Source organism: Photorhabdus stackebrandtii (assembly GCF_011189495.1).
GTDB lineage: Bacteria > Pseudomonadota > Gammaproteobacteria > Enterobacterales > Enterobacteriaceae > Photorhabdus > Photorhabdus khanii.
Genome location: NZ_PUJV01000036.1, coordinates 13,635 through 28,989, shown reverse-complemented (window position 1 = coordinate 28,989; position 15,355 = coordinate 13,635). Strand labels below are relative to the sequence as shown.

Genomic DNA, 15,355 nt, shown 5'->3' with positions numbered 1-15,355 from the left:
TAACTTATCAAGGGCAGTTGCCCTGATATTATGGGCTATTTTTAGCCTGTCATGGGTTGCCAGTCCCAATAACAGGCAATAAATTTCTGTGGGGTTATTTTCAATGCCGACCTTTTGCGACACCCTCGCACTGGGCGAGGGTTTACGGCGGGTCTTGCTAAAAGAGGCGGGGCTCGTCGTTTCTGCCCACTGAGGCTTGTGTCAAACTCGTCAAGAACGCGCGCTACGGGAACTTTCCTGACACGGTGGGAGCCGTCAATGCGGTTATGTCCATTTCAACGCGGCATCATCGATAGGCTGTCCCAAAACTTGTTGATCTTTTTTGTAATCATGTGGAACCTGCCAGGTTGAGCTGCGTCCCTGACGAGGAAGAGAATCCCCTGCACGTTTTATATAACCGGATTTTAAAGCACCAAAAATATTTTCGTCTTCCAGCATTTCACCCGGTTGAGCATATGGTGTCACAACCGTCGCACCGCGACGCTCCATCTCGTTCAACAAACGGCAGATGTATTCCGCCGATAGATCAACTTTCAACGTCCAAGCGTTATTGATATAACCAAACAGACAGGCAAAATTAGGGATATTTTGTATCAACGTTCCCTTATAGAGCATTCGATCATGACTTTGTTGTTTTTGCCCATCAATAGAGAGTTCAATCCCACCAATAAAATGTAATCTCAGCCCGGTCGCTGTAACAATAATATCCGCGGGTAATTCTTTGCCGGATTGTAATAAGATACCGTTTTCAGTTATGCGTTCAATATGGTCAGTAACGATAGACGCTTTACCTTCTTTTAATACCTTAAATAGGTTACTACTGGGAATAAAACACAGACGTTCATCCCATGGCATATACTTTGGAGTAAAGTGCTTCATGTCAAAGTCTGGGCCGACACGTTTGCGAGCTGACGCCAGCAAAAACGATTTCAATAAGTTAGGTAAATGTCGACTCGTTTTATAAAGTAAACGGTACAGAAAGAGATTGCGATTTCTACTCAATGTGTAAATCCAGCGCTGGGGAATAATGCCTTTGCAGTATTCTGCTATCTTATCTCTTCCTGGTATTGAAAGAACATAACTCGGGGAGCGCTGTAACATCGTGATATGTTCAGTATCATTTGCCATAGCAGGAAGTAAAGTGACTGCTGTTGCGCCGCTACCAATGACAACAACCCGCTTGCCTTTATAATTCAATCCTTCAGGCCAGTGTTGAGGGTGAATTACCGGGCCTTTGAAATCGTCAATGCCGGGGAATTCAGGTAAATAAGGTTCATCATAGTTGTAATAACCTGTTGCAGCGACGAGAAAATCACAGGTGAATTGCCGGGTTTCACCACTGATTTCGTCAATCGCGGTAACGGTCCACTGGCGAGTCGCATTTGACCAGTCAGTCTGCGTGATTTTTATCCCAAACTGTATTTTCTTATCAATTTCATACTCTTTTGCTGTTGCATGGATATAACTTTTAATTGAAGGCCCATCTGCAAAAATACTGGTGTCTGTCCAAGGACGGAATTTATAGCCATAGCTCATCATATCTGAATCTGAGCGAATGCCCGGATAGCGAAATAAATCCCAGGTACCGCCTATTGTATGGCGACGATCTAAGATAATAAATTTCTTATCAGGACATTTCTTTGTTAAATGACATGCTACACCAATGCCAGCAATACCCGCGCCAATAATCAAAACATCATAATGGTTATTCATTGTTATCTCTCCCACAAGGTCATCTTTTGATGAGATCAATATCCCGCAGTCAAGTTATGTTATTTTTTATTCAGTGGGATTTCCACTGTTAGAAACAGTGATTATTTTGGTTGAAATAATCTAGGTTCATTTTACAATATCTTTCTGATGTTAGAAGCGTAAGTGATTTTCTTTTCGAAACGAATGAATTAATAAGAAGCGTTAATTAAGAGGTAGGAATAAATTGCTTGCCTGTTGATGGTGGGGCTCAAATTTTTGCCGGTATTGGGGTGTGCGTGGCTTCTCTTGGTTACGATTATAGTTCAATTAGTTATGGTGTTATGTTTTTTTAAATATAATTCCAGCCCTCCATTTGAACTTATCCGATAAAGATCAATAAAACAATCCAATAATTCATTATTAGCAATTGCAACACCGAATAAAGGCGTTGATGTATTAACAGGTTTGTTAATTTGGGTGCTAGAAGCCTTATCCGACAACGATAACCACCGAAAGGGCAGGGAGAACCCTGCCCCACGGTTAGCTTCTAACTTCGTAGTTCAGAAACGCCGCGAACTCCATGTTTGCTTGTTGAATGCGGATCTCACACAGTGAGTCGCGTACAAGCCAAGTAAACGCTAACAGTGTCAAACAGACCACTACCAGGCCATACAGCAACAGTTTTCGTGACATTTTCTTGCCCTTACGAAGTTAAGAGGCTAAGATTATGTTGTTCGGACATAACATTAAGCCTCAAATTGATTGAAAGATCATTTGGGGCTTTTTGCTGTCTGCAACTTACCGAGGCTTGAAGCAGACGGCTTCAAGCACCCGACCTAATTCTAACAGAAGAGCCGGATTTTTCGGCTTTTTTCTTTAATTCTGTGAGCGGGCTCATTGGAAGCGAAGTTATAATTCAACGATGTTGCACTTATTATGTGAATCTACCATTTCACTTCTGGCACCACACCAATAAAAGAGGTTTTCTTCCTTGGTTTGGATATCAGGGGTTCAAACTCTTCAACACATTTCAGATAATGGAGTGTTTTTTTATGTGCATTGGCAGCTTTCTCATCGATATATGCTTCATAAATATAGAAGCGGGTAGGAATATTTTCATCCCGTAATACATCAAAACGTAAATTACCTTCTTCCTGGATTGAGCCAAGACGATTTAATAGAAGAACTCAATAAATATTGGAGAGAATTCTATTGAATTTATCCTGCTTATTTTTTTCACCCAAAAACAACTCATAGGCTTTGCTGGTATTTTCATTCTAGTGTATTTTGTCAGCAGGAAAACCTATTGATTGTTTATTTATTGTGGTTTAATAATGTTGGTTATCCACTGGAATCTATAATCAGCACCCACGGATTCAGGGTTTACAGTGATTTTTTAAACAAGATGGTGGAACGATGCACGTGTTGCTTGAGGATCGTATAAGTTAGAATTAACGAGTTTAGAGGTTAAAATGGTATTTTCATCAAAGCATCATAGTTGTTTAGAGGCAAAAATTAGAGAGTTAAATGAAATATCATCCAGGCTCAATTTACGATATCTTTCTGATGTTAGAAGCAAAAACGGTTTTTTTTTCGAAACGAATGAACTAATAAGAAAGGTTAATCACGAGGTAGGCTCAAATTGCTTGTCTGTTGATGGGGGTATTGAAATCATTCAAAGTGAAATAGATAATCTGAAGAAACAGGAATTTGACCTGCGAATAAACGATAGCCAGCAATATCTGATTGTTCAAAAAGAAAAAAAAGATGACAGAATCAATTTATTTTTGAAACAAGTTGGTTTTGTTAGTGGTGGCTCTCAAATTTTTGCCGGTATTGGGGTATGCGTGGCCTCCCTCGGTGCAGCTTGTGCGGGTTTTGGTGTTCCGCTATTGGTGCAAGGAGGAAATAATGTTTATGAGAATGGGTATTACCTGTTATTAAGAAAAGGGGTTTCAGGTCCGGCAAGAGATGTTTATCGTGATGTGGCTAAAACACTTGGTTATAGTGAAGCTGATGGTGATAGCGTTTACGGCTATGTAGATTTGAGTTTGTCTGGATACGGCATGATGAGATCTGTTGTGAGGCCTGGAACTTTTCGTTTATTTAGATATATTAAAACTGATTACATCAGGGGGTGGCAAGAGATGGGGAAAGTACCTCTGGTTGCTGAACTTTTCGGTGATGCTGTGACTGGTTTCGGTATTTATTCGATTTCTGATGGTGAAAAAAATGAATAATGATGTGACATTGTCATATTACAATATCTTTTTTGTTATTGTTTATTACGCAATATCTATTTTAGTATTTATTATACTTGTTAAGCTGAGAGGGTACGTAAAGGCCCATATTCAAGAAGTGTTTTTTATTCTTATTCTTTTGGTTGTTAATACTGTTCAATATGCTATTTTAGCAAATGGTGGTGTGCTGATATATATATTTCCACATTATTTTAGTATTTACGATTATGATTCAATTACTTATGGTGCTTTGTTTTTTTTAATTGCATATTCCTGTCTTGTGCCTGTGAGTAAATCTTATCGTGATGCATCTGATACAGAGGAAAAAGAAAAGAAGAATAAAGGTAATAGTGAAAAAAATGAATGATGATGTGACATTATCATATTATAATTTCTTTTTTGTTGTTATTTATTATGCAATGTCTATTTTCATATTTATTATACTTGTTAAGCTGAGATGGCATGTAAAGGTTTATATTCAAGCAGTGTTTTTTTCTATTATTCTTTCAGTTTTCACTATTATTCAATATAATATTTTAGCAAATGGTGGTGTGCTGATATATATATTCCCACATTATTTTAGTATTTACGACTATAGTTCAATTCGGTTTGGCGGCTTGTTCTTTCTAATTATATATTCCTGTCTGATGCCTGTGAGTCAATTTTATCGTGAAGAAAAAGAAAAGAAGAACAAAGGTAATGGTGAAAAAAATGAATGATGATGTGACATTATCATATTATAATTTATTTTTTGTTGTTATTTATTATGCAATGTCTATTTTCATATTTATTATACTTGTTAAGCTGAGAGGGTATGTAAAGGTCCATATTCAAGAAGTACTATTTACTCTTGTTCTTTTATTTTTTAATACTGTTCAATATACCATTTTAGCAAATGGTGGTGTGCTGATATATATATTTCCACATTATTTTAGTATTTACGATTATGATTCAATTACTTATGGCGCTTTGTTTTTTTTAATTGCATATTCCTGTCTTGTGCCCGTGAGTAAATTTTATCGTGATAAAGAAAATAAAAAAGATTGAGACTTGCTTAATAGTTTATAAATTGCAGTCTATTTTAAAATTATAGAACCCCACCTCCCAAAGAAGTGGAGTTTTATTAGGTATTAATATACCGTATCTTCCCATATACTATAACCACTCGTCCCTGCGATAACATGGCTCCATGTTATGCTTTTATATATTAATGATAATGTTTCTTGAGGTTGCTGATCATTATGTTCTAAAGAGTTAGGATGGAGGACACTGTATTCCAATATTTTAGCCCCGATTAGCTTTAATTTAAAATATAATTCCAGTCCTCCAATTGAACTTATCCGATAAAGATCAATAAAGCAATCCAATAATTCATTGTTGGAAATTGCAACACCTAATAAAGGCGTTGATTTATCGACAGGCTTTTTAATTATCACCGGTTGATGATTGACATTTTTCTTACGCAACATTGAGTGGCTTAAACTGTAAACCAAAATTTCATCCTGATGATTCGCCTGGTATTTATTACCAATTGAGTCAAGTGACGAGCAACCAGCGGAAATTAATCCCTGATCCTTCCCTTTTATTGTTAAATAAATTAAGTCAGCCACAATATGTTTACTCCTGTATCATTTGTATGAATGGTATATGTAAGAAAGTAGTTTGATTTTTAGCTTCATCTCTTTTTCTAACTTCCATCATGCTATCAAAAGGTCAAACGTAGGTATGTCTGCCTGTTTGGAAAGCACTTTGAAGTATTCTGATTTAGTATCTTCTAATGAGGAGAATGTTGATCAAGACTCTTTCCATTCCTCAAAAATAGCGTAATCTGAGTAAAAGTCAACCATTTGAATTAATTTATAGGCAATGATTCATTAGCGATATCGGTATTGCTAATATGATATTCAGTAATGTTGGCTTTGGTACTTGGATATTCTGTTAGGCGTTATTGCTCATTGATTTTACTGATCGGCAAGAAAAACGCAGGAATAGAATCCCGGGGTGGAATATTCCACCCCGAGTTTTTCAGCAAATTGTAAACAGTATTATCTCTTATCGTTATATTGGCGTTATTTATTTTATTTCTGGCATCACACCAATAAAAGAGGTTTTCTTCCTTGGCTCAGATATCAGGGATGCAAGCTCTTCAACACATTTTAGATAATGAGGTGTTTTTTTATGTGCATTGGCAGCTTCCTCATCGACATACGCTTCATAAATATAAAAACGGGTAGGAATATTTTCATCCCGTAATACATCAAAGCGCAGATTACCTGCTTCCTGAATTGAACCCAGATGATTAAATTGGAAAACTTCAAGAAACTTATCTAATTTGTCCTGTTTAACATTAATTTCAACCATAGTTACGTGCATCTTAATTCTCCTTACCCTTTTTCACTTAAAAATAATTCATAAGCTTTGCTGGCATTTTCATTCTGGTGTACGACCGCGTGAACGGCTTTCAACATAGCAACCGGTGCTTCGGATTGGAAAATATTGCGTCCCATATCGACACCCGCAGCGCCTTGATCAATTGCCTGATAGCACATCTCCAACGCCTCTTTTTCTGGCAGCTTTTTACCACCAGCGATCACAATAGGCACCGGGCATCCACTGGCAATACGCTCAAAGCCAGTATCGACATAGTAAGTTTTGATAATTTGTGCGCCCATTTCGGCAGCAATGCGGGTCGCTAGAGAAAAATAACGCTGATCTCGCACCATATCCTTACCAACGCCGGTGACTGCCATAGTTGGCATCCCGTAACGCATTCCCTGATCGACTAACTTGATAATATTTTTGATCGACTGATGCTCATGTTCAGAGCCGATATACACCTGAGCGGCTACCGCACAGACATTCAGGCGCAAAGCGTCTTCCATAGCGACAGCGACTGCTTCATTGGACAATTCCGTCAGAATCGAGTTGGCGCCGGAAGCACGTAAAACCACCGGTTTATTGGTTGCGGGCGGAACCTGACTGCGAAGAATACCGCGGGTACACATCAATACATCAGTATGCAGAAACAACGGCGCAATATTGATATCAATGCGTTCAAGGCCGGTTGTTGGCCCCTGAAAGTAACCGTGGTCGAAAGCCAGCATAACCGTTCGATTGGTTTTGGGATTGAAAATACGTGATAGCCGTGATTGCATTCCCCAATCAAGTGCGCCGCAACCTTTCAGTTCAAATAAACTGTTCTTTTGCGGGACATCAAGACCAAAATCTTTACCATCTTTAATATCGTCTAAATCTGCCATTTTTCCTCTCCTAACTAGCTTACACTGGGCCAGCAACCCTTAATGGCGGAGATTGCCGGGCAGTAGAATTAGAAATCGTACTGATTGATATTGTCTTTGGTGAAAATCACCCGTTCAGGCAAAACAACAATACCGTTTCCTTTGGCTTCATAGCTGTAGCCCTGAATGCTGTTTGATGCAACTTCGACGGTGCCAATATCAGGAATATCGAGTTTATCTCCGACATTTAAATCACCTTTCCTGAGTAATTCGTTGGCGACATGGATTGAAATCTTGCCTTGACTCACAACATCCCATAGCCCGAATTGTTTCACGGTACCGCGTTCAAGATAGGGGCGCATGACATTGGGGGTACTGAAACCCACTATCGCAACGTCTTGTCGTTTCAGATTTTCCGCCGCTTGTGCTGCCGCAGGTAGGGCGTTGGCATCCGGAGCAATAATTGCATCCAGATCACTCCAGGCGTTTAAAATCCCTTCCGCAGTTTGTAAGGATTTTGTGGCATCGTTATAACCAAACTGAGTGGTAACAATTTCCCAACCTGGGTGCTCTGCGGCAATTTTATCTTTGGCTTGTTTTACCCATTGGTTTTGGTCAGTGACTGTTGGGCTGGAGTAAAAAAATGCAACTTTGGCCTGCTCTTTTTTCACCTGATTAGCGGTCATCTCAACTAGCATTCCGCCCAGTTGATTCGGTGTTCCCTGATTGATATAGATAGAACGGCATTCCGGTGAAGTGTCTGAATCCCAGGTCAGGATTTTCACTCCCCGTTTCATTGCCCGTTTTAGTGCAGGGCACAAGCCTTCCGGTGAAACCGCAGACACCACAATAGCGTCATAGCCCTGGTTGACGAAATTATTGATAAGCTGGACCTGTCCGGCAACACTGGGCTCTGTTGGTCCATCATAGGTCACACTGACACCCAGTGTTTTTCCGGCGGCTACGGCTCCCTGACCTCCACTGGTAAAAAAGCCGACACCGACCAGTTTAGGGATAAAAGCGATTCTTTCAGCTGCATGTACCCAAGAGGTGCAAGCCAGACTTAATACACTGATCAGCGCCAGTTTTTTCAGGATTGGTGCTTTCATTACTTTCTCCTATTGTTGGGTTTCCGCATGACGTTACCTCTGTAGAGATCAGGAAGGTAATTTCTGATTTCGTCGGCGTTGCATCCAGCCACGGATTTGGTGACGATGTAAACTGATTGAACGGCCTACTACCGCAATAATCAGCAGTGCGCCGGAAAGGGCGCTGGATATCTGGTTCGGTATACCGATCATCTGTAACCCCTGTTGCAAATAACCGATTAACAGCATAGCCAGTGCTGTACCGATAATTGAGCCCGAACCGCCGTAAATATTGGCCCCACCTAATACGACGGCGGTGATTGCCGGCATCAGAAATGACGAACCAAGATCAGAACGCGCCGATCCAAAATAGGAAACCAGCACAATAGCGGCGATAGCGGCGGCGATACCAGTCAGGGAATAGATAAAATACAGGGTTCGGGCAACCGGAATGGCGGTATAGTAGGCAGCTTTGTTGTTTTGACCAATCAGAAAAATGTTGCGTCCACTGTGAGTACGATGCATGAAAAGCCAGAAAACCAGTACACAGATGATAAACATAGCTAATGGTACAGGCAGGCCTAATAAAGTCAGATTGGCGAAGTCAGTGAATGCCTGTGGAAAGCCGCCAATCCCTTCATAACCTGTGGCGCCGAAAATACCGGAAAGCAGAAGCGCACTGCCACCAAACAGATACAGAGTACCGAGCGTAATAACCAGGGGGTTAACGCCGGTATATAAAATCAGCGCTGCATTGATTATGCCACACATTGCACCGACCATCAGCGTCAGGGGAATGGCTGCGGCCATCGGGATATCCGCCTGATTCATCACACCCAGCGATATTGCACACAGGCCAATTGTCGAACCGAATGAGATATCAATACCACCACTGACGATAACCATAGTCAGTGGCAGGGCAACAATGCCGATACAGATAAAATCACTGGTACTGAATAACAGTATATTGATATCCAACATGCGTGGGTTTGCTATACCAAATAACAAAATTTCCATAACCAGTAATACGGCTAAGGCGAATTCCCAGCCATAACGCTGACCGATATTCATTATGTCACCTGATTATTTTTGTCATTTTTGAGGAAACGGGCATATTTCTGCTGGCGGATATTCTTCTCAATCGCACAACGCAGGCGTCCGTCAAAAACCAGCACGGCCAGCAGAACAAATCCGGCAATAAAATCGTTCCACCAGGCAGGAAGTTTTAGCAGCACTAATCCGCTGTTTATCTGGGTCAGGAAAAATGCACCTAAAATAGCGCCAATCACCGAACCTGTCCCGCCGAGCAAACTAATACCGCCCAGCACACAAGCCGCGATAGCTTTCATTTCCAGCCCATTACCGGTTTGATTGGGGATAAAACCAATTTGGGAAGCAAAAACAATCCCGGCCAGAGCCGCCATAACACCGTTAACTGAAAAAGCGATAATCCGGATGCTGTTTGTACGGACACCAAGCTGGCGTGCGCCTTGCAGGTTGTCACCTGTTGCGTAAAAGCCACGGCCGAAAGCGGTTTTTGCCAGGATCCAGGCCATTGCCAGTACCAGAATCATTAACAACCAGCCGATGGGTGAGATATTCAGCCATCGGGGTGCGGAAAGACTTTTCAGTTCATCAGGCAGACCTTCAATCCATTTACCATCGGTGAGTAATAGCATGAATCCACGGTAAAGTCCCAGCGTGCCAAGGGTGGCAACAATGGCGGGAATTTTTAGCCAGGTGACCAACACGCCGTTAAACAACCCGGCACACATACCGAGCAGAAGAGTGAACAAACAGGAAACGGGCAAACTGAATCCCGCATTCAGTGACATCCCCATGATAACCGCGCATAAGCCGGTAATGGAGCCGACAGAAACATCAATATTGCGGGTCAGCATGACTAATGTTGCACCCATCGCAAGCAGGATAAGGATCTGCGCACTGCTGAAAATCAGGGTGACGGTTTGCAAACTAAAGTATTGCCGGTCGATAACGCCCAGTAAACCAAACAGGGCAAGAATGGCGATTAATGCGGTTATTTCGCGGTTATTCTGGATAAATTTCAACATGATGCTGCCTTATCTGTTTTTATGGTGGAGACAGCCTGCTGTGATTTATGTTCACCAAAGGCGATATGCATAATGGTATCGACATCTATTTGTTGTTTAGTCAACTCGCCATTGATTTCTCCCTGATGCATCACTAATACCCGATCTGCCATCTGAACCACCTCATCCAGATCGGATGAAATGAAAATAATCGCCACCTGTTGCTGGGCGATATTATGAATCAGTTGGTAAATATCGTTGCGTGCCGCGATATCCACGCCACGTGTGGGTTCATCAATAATAAGTACTGCGGGGTGAGCTTCGAGGCATTTAGCAATCAGAATCTTTTGCTGATTACCTCCGGACAGGGTTTTGACTGGCTGATTGATATGGCTGAATTTGATATTCAAAGCTTGACGATAGCGTTCAACGACGGTGGCGTCATAAGTAGGGTGTACCCAAAATGTACGGTTGTTATGGGTTAACGAGCAGATATTCCAGCTTAAGGATGAATCCGGAAATAACCCCGATGATTGTCGATCCTCTGGCAAATACACTAACCCCTGTTTCAGACGCTGAACAGTTTTTAGCCTGGTAATTGGACACTGTTTTAATTTGATTTCGCCAGATAGCACAGGACGCAGGCCATAAAGTGTTTCGGCTAATTCTGTACGACCCGCACCGACAACACCGGCCAAACCCAAAATTTCGCCGGGTTTCACTGATAACGTGATATTGCGGAAACCTTCGCCATTCAGGTCAGTCACTGTCAATACAGGTAAATCAGATGAGGTCTTTTGCGGGTTATCGTTCAGCTCTGACCACCGCTTTTCTGTGTCGGTTAAGGGTTTATTTTTCGCTGCGGGTGTAATAGCCCGAATGATGTCATCCGTGGTGTAATCACAGGTTTTACCACTCAGCGCAATGCCACCGTCACGCATGACACTCACCTGATCCGCCAACTGGTGAATTTCAGGGATTTTGTGAGAAATAAAAATAATGCCGACGCTTTGCTGCTGTAGTTCACGGAGCTGGGTAAATAAGCGTTCGGTTTCCGCCGGTGTCAGGGAGGCAGTAGGTTCATCGAGAATTAAAACGTTTGAATTACGTATCAGGCCACGCATAACTTCTACCAGTTGCTGATCGGCAACATTGAGGCTGCCTGCATTGGCATTGAGATCTAATTGACAGCCAAGTAATTCCAGCAAATGTTTCATTCTGGCTTTATCTGCCTGATGCTTGGGCAAACGAAACAGGATATTTTCCTGTACAGACAAATTAGGAAACAGCAATGGTTCCTGTGGTATCAGATAAATACCAAGTTGATGTGCTTTGGTGGGATTGAGATGGCTAACATTATTGCCGTCAATCTTGATAGATCCTTTATCCGGTTGTTCTATACCGGCAATGATCTTCATCAGTGTTGATTTGCCTGCACCATTACCCCCTAACAGAGCATGTATCTGCCCTGGAAGCAGAGTAAAATCAATATGTTTTAGTACCATTACGCCGGAAAACTGCTTACTGATGCCACTGACTTCTAATAGCGGTGGTACTGCGGTGTTGTTATGTAACATCGCGGCATCCTCTTAATGCAGGTGCTGAGGCAAAAAAATGAACATTTATGTAAATAAAAAACAATTGTTCAACATGGTAGCTGTTAAATTATGATATTGGCACTATTTAGATCACATTTTGTGAAAAAATTAGATCTGCGCAATATTATGTTCAAATTTTTACGGTAAGACTCTGGCGTGTTATACGTTTTAATGGTTATCTGTTGAGTGCGGATAAAAGAAAGTGGTTATGTCGATAAAATCAGCGAAAGAAAAATCAGTTAAAGAGAAAAATGTGTCGTCCGAAGACACCTATCCGGGTAATAGCATGAGTGAAGAAGAGCTGCTTGCGCGTATTGCATGGTTTTACTATCACGATGGCCTGACACAGGGGGACATCGGCGATCTGTTGGGTTTGAGCCGGTTAAAAGTTTCCCGATTACTGGAAAAAGGGCGGCAGTCAGGTGTGATTCGGGTACAAATTAACTCCCGTTATGAGGGGTGTCTGGAACTGGAAGATACCCTGCAAAAACATTTCTCTTTGAAACAGGTGCGCGTTTTACCTGCACTGGCTGATATGAATCTTAATGCCAGATTGGGGGTTGGGGCGGCCCATTTGCTGATGGTGTTGATTGAACCACAGCAATTACTGGCAGTCGGGTTTGGTGAAACCACCATGTGCACATTGCAGCATTTAAGTGGTTTTATCTCATCACAACAAATCAGGCTGGTCACGTTGTCCGGTGGTGTCGGTCCTTATATGACTGGCATCGGCCAGCTGGATGCCGCCTGTCCAATCAGTATTATCCCCACACCACTGCGTGCTTCGACTGCTCAGGTAGCCGAAACATTCCGTCAGGAGAGCAGCGTCCGTGATGTGCTGTTGGCAGCTTGCGCGGCTGATGTGGCTATCGTTGGTATCGGCGCAGTTAATCAGAAACAGCAGGCGACAATTATGCGTTCTGGCTATATCAGCGGTGGTGAACAACTGATGTTTGGCCGGAAAGGTGCGGTGGGCGATATCCTTGGTTATTTTATGCAAGCAGATGGTCAATTGGTGGAAAATATGCAGATTCATCAAGAGCTTATTGGTATCTCTATGCCGGAACTGAAAACGATTCCGACGGTTATCGGTGTTGCGGGAGGAGAGGACAAAGCGGAAGCCATTGTTGCTGCACTTAATGGTCAATATATCAATGCGCTGGTGACGGAAGAACAGACCGCCAGAGCGATGCTGAATTTGCTGCGCTGAATCCACATTCAATCTATCCGTGAATAAACAGAAAAAATTTGAGGTAAGGCTATAAGTTCAAAAAGTCATTAAATTGAGGATAGCATCATGAATCAACGCCGTAGTGTTAATCCATCGGGAAAATATCTGATGGCGCTTGATGCAGGAACAGGGAGCGTTCGTGCAGTAATATTTGATCTTGAAGGGAATCAGATAGCCGCAGGGCAGGCTGAATGGATACATCAGCCTGTACCTGATGTACCCGGCTCAATGGAGTTTGATTTAGAAAAGAATTGGCAACTGGCTTGCCAGTGTATCCGCCAGGCGCTGAAAACGGCGGAATTGCCCGCCAGTGCTATCCAGGGGGTGGCGTCTTGCTCTATGCGGGAAGGGATTGTGCTTTATGACAGCAACGGTGAGCCGATCTGGGCCTGTGCCAATGTAGATGCGCGTTCCAGTCGTGAAGTGAGCGAGTTGAAAGCGCTGTATAACAATACTTTTGAATATGATGTTTATCAGTGTTCAGGGCAAACGTTAGCGCTGGGGGCGATGCCTCGTCTGTTATGGCTTGCGCATCACCGCCCGGATATTTACCGTCAGGCAGCCGCTTTAACGATGATCAGTGATTGGCTGGCAAATATGCTCAGTGGTGAATTGGCAGTCGATCCCTCTAATGCCGGTACCACAGGAATGCTGGATTTGGTGAGCCGTGACTGGCGTCCCAACCTGCTTGAGATGGCCGGTTTGCGTTCTGATATTCTTTCTCCGGTAAAAGAGACAGGCACCCTGTTAGGTTACATCACTGAAAAAGCCGCTTCTCAATGCGGGCTTAATATTGGAACACCGGTCATTATGGGTGGAGGTGATGTACAGCTCGGTTGTCTTGGCTTAGGGGTTGTCAAGCCTGCCCAAACCGCGGTTCTTGGTGGTACGTTTTGGCAGCAGGTTGTCAATTTACCAGAGCCGGTCACTGACCCGAATATGAATACCCGGATAAACCCGCATGTTATTCCCGGTATGGTTCAGGCGGAATCCATCAGTTTCTTTACCGGTTTGACAATGCGTTGGTTTAGGGATGCATTTTGCGCGGAAGAGAAATTATTGGCGGAGCGTCTTGGCGTTGATACATATAACTTACTGGAAGATATGGCCGCCAGAGTACCCGCCGGCGCTTATGGCGTCATGCCGATTTTTTCTGACGTGATGCGGTTTAAAGCCTGGTATCACGCGGCACCTTCTTTTATTAACCTTTCTATAGATCCTGAGAAATGCAATAAAGCGACATTATTCCGTGCATTGGAAGAAAATGCGGCGATTGTCTCGGCCTGTAATCTGGATCTGATTTCTGCATTTTCGGCTGTTAAACCGGATTCACTGGTATTTGCTGGCGGTGGTTCAAAAGGAAAATTGTGGAGCCAGATTTTATCTGATGTGACAGGGCTGCCGGTTCGGGTACCGATGGTTAAAGAATCGACCGCTTTGGGATGTGCTATTGCTGCTGGCGTGGGGGTTGGGCTTTATGATGCCATGAGCGAGACAGGGGAAAAACTGGTGCGTTGGCAACATGAATATCAGCCAAATCCTGAACATTATGAAGTGTATCAAAAGGCTAAAGAGAACTGGCAGGCGATATATGCCGATCAGTTAACTTTGGTCGATCATGGTTTGACAACTTCATTATGGAAGGCACCGGGATTATAACTTGCAATGAGTTGATCTACCGTATTGCTGGGTGTGCTTGCGTCGATATGCGCTTTGTGCACCAAGTATTCTCTGATACCTGAAAATGTGTGATGTTGTGGTAATGGTTTGAGATAACGGTGAATTTTGTGTTCTTTGGGCACCCTCCAGATAGCTGGAAAAGTGTCGGCTATTCTTAAATTTTCTCCCATTGCTTAGAACAATTATCAGGGTTGAGGGGCCACGGGTCTATGCCCGGCGACTGTTGCTGACGAAATATATCTCCATCCCGGTCAATCAGCACATTATTTTTCATCGGTCATCAAGGCTTACATAGTGAAGAACCGGTAAAAGGCATGACGGAGCTAGGGCCGGTTCAATTTCATCTATTGGCGAATGCTAACGGTATGAAATCTGCTTTTCTCAAGAATCCAGAAGAACTTCCGGAAGTCTTGGAACAAGCATATCTTCTTAATGAACCATTTTTAATTGAGATCCCTGTTGTTTACGACTATAACCTATTAAAACATGTAGCTTGATTCGATTCATGATTTATAGACTTGATATTCTTAAAGAGT

16 protein-coding genes and 1 pseudogene are annotated in these 15,355 nt (G+C 42.7%); 7 read left to right on the top strand and 10 right to left on the bottom strand.

Annotation, left to right across the window (positions count from 1 at the left end; all coding sequences use genetic code 11):
- Positions 1 to 264 precede the first annotated feature (264 nt).
- The 3 genes and pseudogenes from C5470_RS19545 to C5470_RS19535 form a co-directional block, all read right to left on the bottom strand.
- Positions 265 to 1,713 carry a flavin-containing monooxygenase gene (locus C5470_RS19545; protein WP_166291372.1) on the bottom strand — a complete coding sequence of 483 codons (1,449 nt, stop codon included), beginning with the start codon at positions 1,711 to 1,713 and terminating at the stop codon, positions 265 to 267.
- Positions 1,714 to 2,232: 519 nt separating this feature from the next.
- Positions 2,233 to 2,385 carry a Hok/Gef family protein gene (locus tag C5470_RS19540; protein ID WP_070974790.1) on the bottom strand — a complete coding sequence of 51 codons (153 nt, stop codon included), beginning with the start codon at positions 2,383 to 2,385 and terminating at the stop codon, positions 2,233 to 2,235.
- Positions 2,386 to 2,636: 251 nt separating this feature from the next.
- A pseudogene (locus C5470_RS19535) lies at positions 2,637 to 2,879 on the bottom strand (antibiotic biosynthesis monooxygenase); the annotation flags it as partial.
- A gap of 285 nt (positions 2,880 to 3,164) precedes the next feature.
- On the opposite strand from C5470_RS19535, the gene C5470_RS19530 reads away from it, so the two are divergent.
- Genes C5470_RS19530 through C5470_RS19515 form a run of 4 tightly spaced genes read left to right on the top strand, consistent with a single transcriptional unit; the run spans position 3,165 to position 4,979 of the window.
- Positions 3,165 to 3,932, top strand: coding sequence for a DUF4225 domain-containing protein (locus C5470_RS19530; protein WP_166291371.1), 768 nt, complete (start codon positions 3,165 to 3,167; stop codon positions 3,930 to 3,932).
- Positions 3,925 to 4,299, top strand: a complete 375-nt coding sequence (locus C5470_RS19525; RefSeq protein ID WP_166291369.1) for a hypothetical protein — start codon at positions 3,925 to 3,927, stop codon at positions 4,297 to 4,299. The genes C5470_RS19530 and C5470_RS19525 overlap by 8 nt, the downstream gene beginning before the upstream one ends.
- On the top strand, positions 4,292 to 4,651 hold the full coding sequence (locus C5470_RS19520; protein WP_166291367.1) for a hypothetical protein: 360 nt from the start codon (positions 4,292 to 4,294) through the stop codon (positions 4,649 to 4,651). The genes C5470_RS19525 and C5470_RS19520 overlap by 8 nt, the downstream gene beginning before the upstream one ends.
- Positions 4,644 to 4,979 carry a hypothetical protein gene (locus C5470_RS19515; RefSeq protein WP_132355077.1) on the top strand — a complete coding sequence of 112 codons (336 nt, stop codon included), beginning with the start codon at positions 4,644 to 4,646 and terminating at the stop codon, positions 4,977 to 4,979. Before C5470_RS19520 ends, C5470_RS19515 begins: the two co-directional genes overlap by 8 nt.
- 83 nt (positions 4,980 to 5,062) lie before the next feature.
- On the opposite strand, the gene C5470_RS19510 is transcribed toward C5470_RS19515, so the two are convergent.
- From C5470_RS19510 to lsrA, 7 genes are all read right to left on the bottom strand, one after another.
- Positions 5,063 to 5,542 (bottom strand): Hcp family type VI secretion system effector, encoded by a 480-nt coding sequence (locus C5470_RS19510; RefSeq protein ID WP_036843248.1) that lies wholly within the window; start codon positions 5,540 to 5,542, stop codon positions 5,063 to 5,065.
- Between the two features lie 463 nt (positions 5,543 to 6,005).
- Complete coding sequence (lsrG, locus tag C5470_RS19505) at positions 6,006 to 6,305, bottom strand: (4S)-4-hydroxy-5-phosphonooxypentane-2,3-dione isomerase (protein ID WP_152962313.1); 300 nt, start codon at positions 6,303 to 6,305, stop codon at positions 6,006 to 6,008.
- 11 nt (positions 6,306 to 6,316) lie between these two features.
- A complete protein-coding gene (gene lsrF, locus C5470_RS19500) occupies positions 6,317 to 7,192 on the bottom strand; it encodes a 3-hydroxy-5-phosphonooxypentane-2,4-dione thiolase (protein WP_152962312.1) in 876 nt (291 codons plus the stop codon).
- Positions 7,193 to 7,260: 68 nt separating this feature from the next.
- Positions 7,261 to 8,280, bottom strand: coding sequence for an autoinducer 2 ABC transporter substrate-binding protein LsrB (gene lsrB / locus C5470_RS19495; protein ID WP_152962311.1), 1,020 nt, complete (start codon positions 8,278 to 8,280; stop codon positions 7,261 to 7,263).
- 48 nt (positions 8,281 to 8,328) lie between these two features.
- Positions 8,329 to 9,330, bottom strand: coding sequence for an autoinducer 2 ABC transporter permease LsrD (gene lsrD / locus C5470_RS19490; RefSeq protein ID WP_036843255.1), 1,002 nt, complete (start codon positions 9,328 to 9,330; stop codon positions 8,329 to 8,331).
- Complete coding sequence (lsrC, locus tag C5470_RS19485) at positions 9,330 to 10,331, bottom strand: autoinducer 2 ABC transporter permease LsrC (protein ID WP_166291365.1); 1,002 nt, start codon at positions 10,329 to 10,331, stop codon at positions 9,330 to 9,332. The genes lsrD and lsrC overlap by 1 nt, the downstream gene beginning before the upstream one ends.
- Complete coding sequence (gene lsrA / locus C5470_RS19480) at positions 10,325 to 11,887, bottom strand: autoinducer 2 ABC transporter ATP-binding protein LsrA (protein WP_036843258.1); 1,563 nt, start codon at positions 11,885 to 11,887, stop codon at positions 10,325 to 10,327. The genes lsrC and lsrA overlap by 7 nt, the downstream gene beginning before the upstream one ends.
- Before the next feature lie 229 nt (positions 11,888 to 12,116).
- On the opposite strand from lsrA, the gene lsrR reads away from it, so the two are divergent.
- The 3 genes from lsrR (at position 12,117) to C5470_RS19465 (ending at position 15,316) form a co-directional block, all read left to right on the top strand.
- A complete protein-coding gene (lsrR, locus tag C5470_RS19475) occupies positions 12,117 to 13,118 on the top strand; it encodes a transcriptional regulator LsrR (RefSeq protein WP_152962307.1) in 1,002 nt (333 codons plus the stop codon).
- Positions 13,119 to 13,205: 87 nt separating this feature from the next.
- Complete coding sequence (gene lsrK / locus C5470_RS19470; protein WP_166291364.1) at positions 13,206 to 14,798, top strand: autoinducer-2 kinase; 1,593 nt, start codon at positions 13,206 to 13,208, stop codon at positions 14,796 to 14,798.
- A gap of 335 nt (positions 14,799 to 15,133) precedes the next feature.
- A complete protein-coding gene (locus tag C5470_RS19465; protein ID WP_152962305.1) occupies positions 15,134 to 15,316 on the top strand; it encodes a hypothetical protein in 183 nt (60 codons plus the stop codon).
- The last annotated feature ends 39 nt before the right edge of the window (positions 15,317 to 15,355 follow it).

Excerpts from the sequence above, each read along its gene's own strand:
- C5470_RS19545 (WP_166291372.1), bottom strand. The coding sequence starts at position 1,713 with ATGAATAACCATTATGATGTTTTGATTATTGGCGCGGGTATTGCTGGC.
- C5470_RS19540 (WP_070974790.1), bottom strand. The coding sequence starts at position 2,385 with ATGTCACGAAAACTGTTGCTGTATGGCCTGGTAGTGGTCTGTTTGACA.
- C5470_RS19530 (WP_166291371.1), top strand. The coding sequence starts at position 3,165 with ATGGTATTTTCATCAAAGCATCATAGTTGTTTAGAGGCAAAAATTAGA.
- C5470_RS19525 (WP_166291369.1), top strand. The coding sequence starts at position 3,925 with ATGAATAATGATGTGACATTGTCATATTACAATATCTTTTTTGTTATT.
- C5470_RS19520 (WP_166291367.1), top strand. The coding sequence starts at position 4,292 with ATGAATGATGATGTGACATTATCATATTATAATTTCTTTTTTGTTGTT.
- C5470_RS19515 (WP_132355077.1), top strand. The coding sequence starts at position 4,644 with ATGAATGATGATGTGACATTATCATATTATAATTTATTTTTTGTTGTT.
- lsrG (WP_152962313.1), bottom strand. The coding sequence starts at position 6,305 with ATGCACGTAACTATGGTTGAAATTAATGTTAAACAGGACAAATTAGAT.
- lsrF (WP_152962312.1), bottom strand. The coding sequence starts at position 7,192 with ATGGCAGATTTAGACGATATTAAAGATGGTAAAGATTTTGGTCTTGAT.
- lsrB (WP_152962311.1), bottom strand. The coding sequence starts at position 8,280 with ATGAAAGCACCAATCCTGAAAAAACTGGCGCTGATCAGTGTATTAAGT.
- lsrD (WP_036843255.1), bottom strand. The coding sequence starts at position 9,330 with ATGAATATCGGTCAGCGTTATGGCTGGGAATTCGCCTTAGCCGTATTA.
- lsrC (WP_166291365.1), bottom strand. The coding sequence starts at position 10,331 with ATGTTGAAATTTATCCAGAATAACCGCGAAATAACCGCATTAATCGCC.
- lsrA (WP_036843258.1), bottom strand. The coding sequence starts at position 11,887 with ATGTTACATAACAACACCGCAGTACCACCGCTATTAGAAGTCAGTGGC.
- lsrR (WP_152962307.1), top strand. The coding sequence starts at position 12,117 with ATGTCGATAAAATCAGCGAAAGAAAAATCAGTTAAAGAGAAAAATGTG.
- lsrK (WP_166291364.1), top strand. The coding sequence starts at position 13,206 with ATGAATCAACGCCGTAGTGTTAATCCATCGGGAAAATATCTGATGGCG.
- C5470_RS19465 (WP_152962305.1), top strand. The coding sequence starts at position 15,134 with ATGACGGAGCTAGGGCCGGTTCAATTTCATCTATTGGCGAATGCTAAC.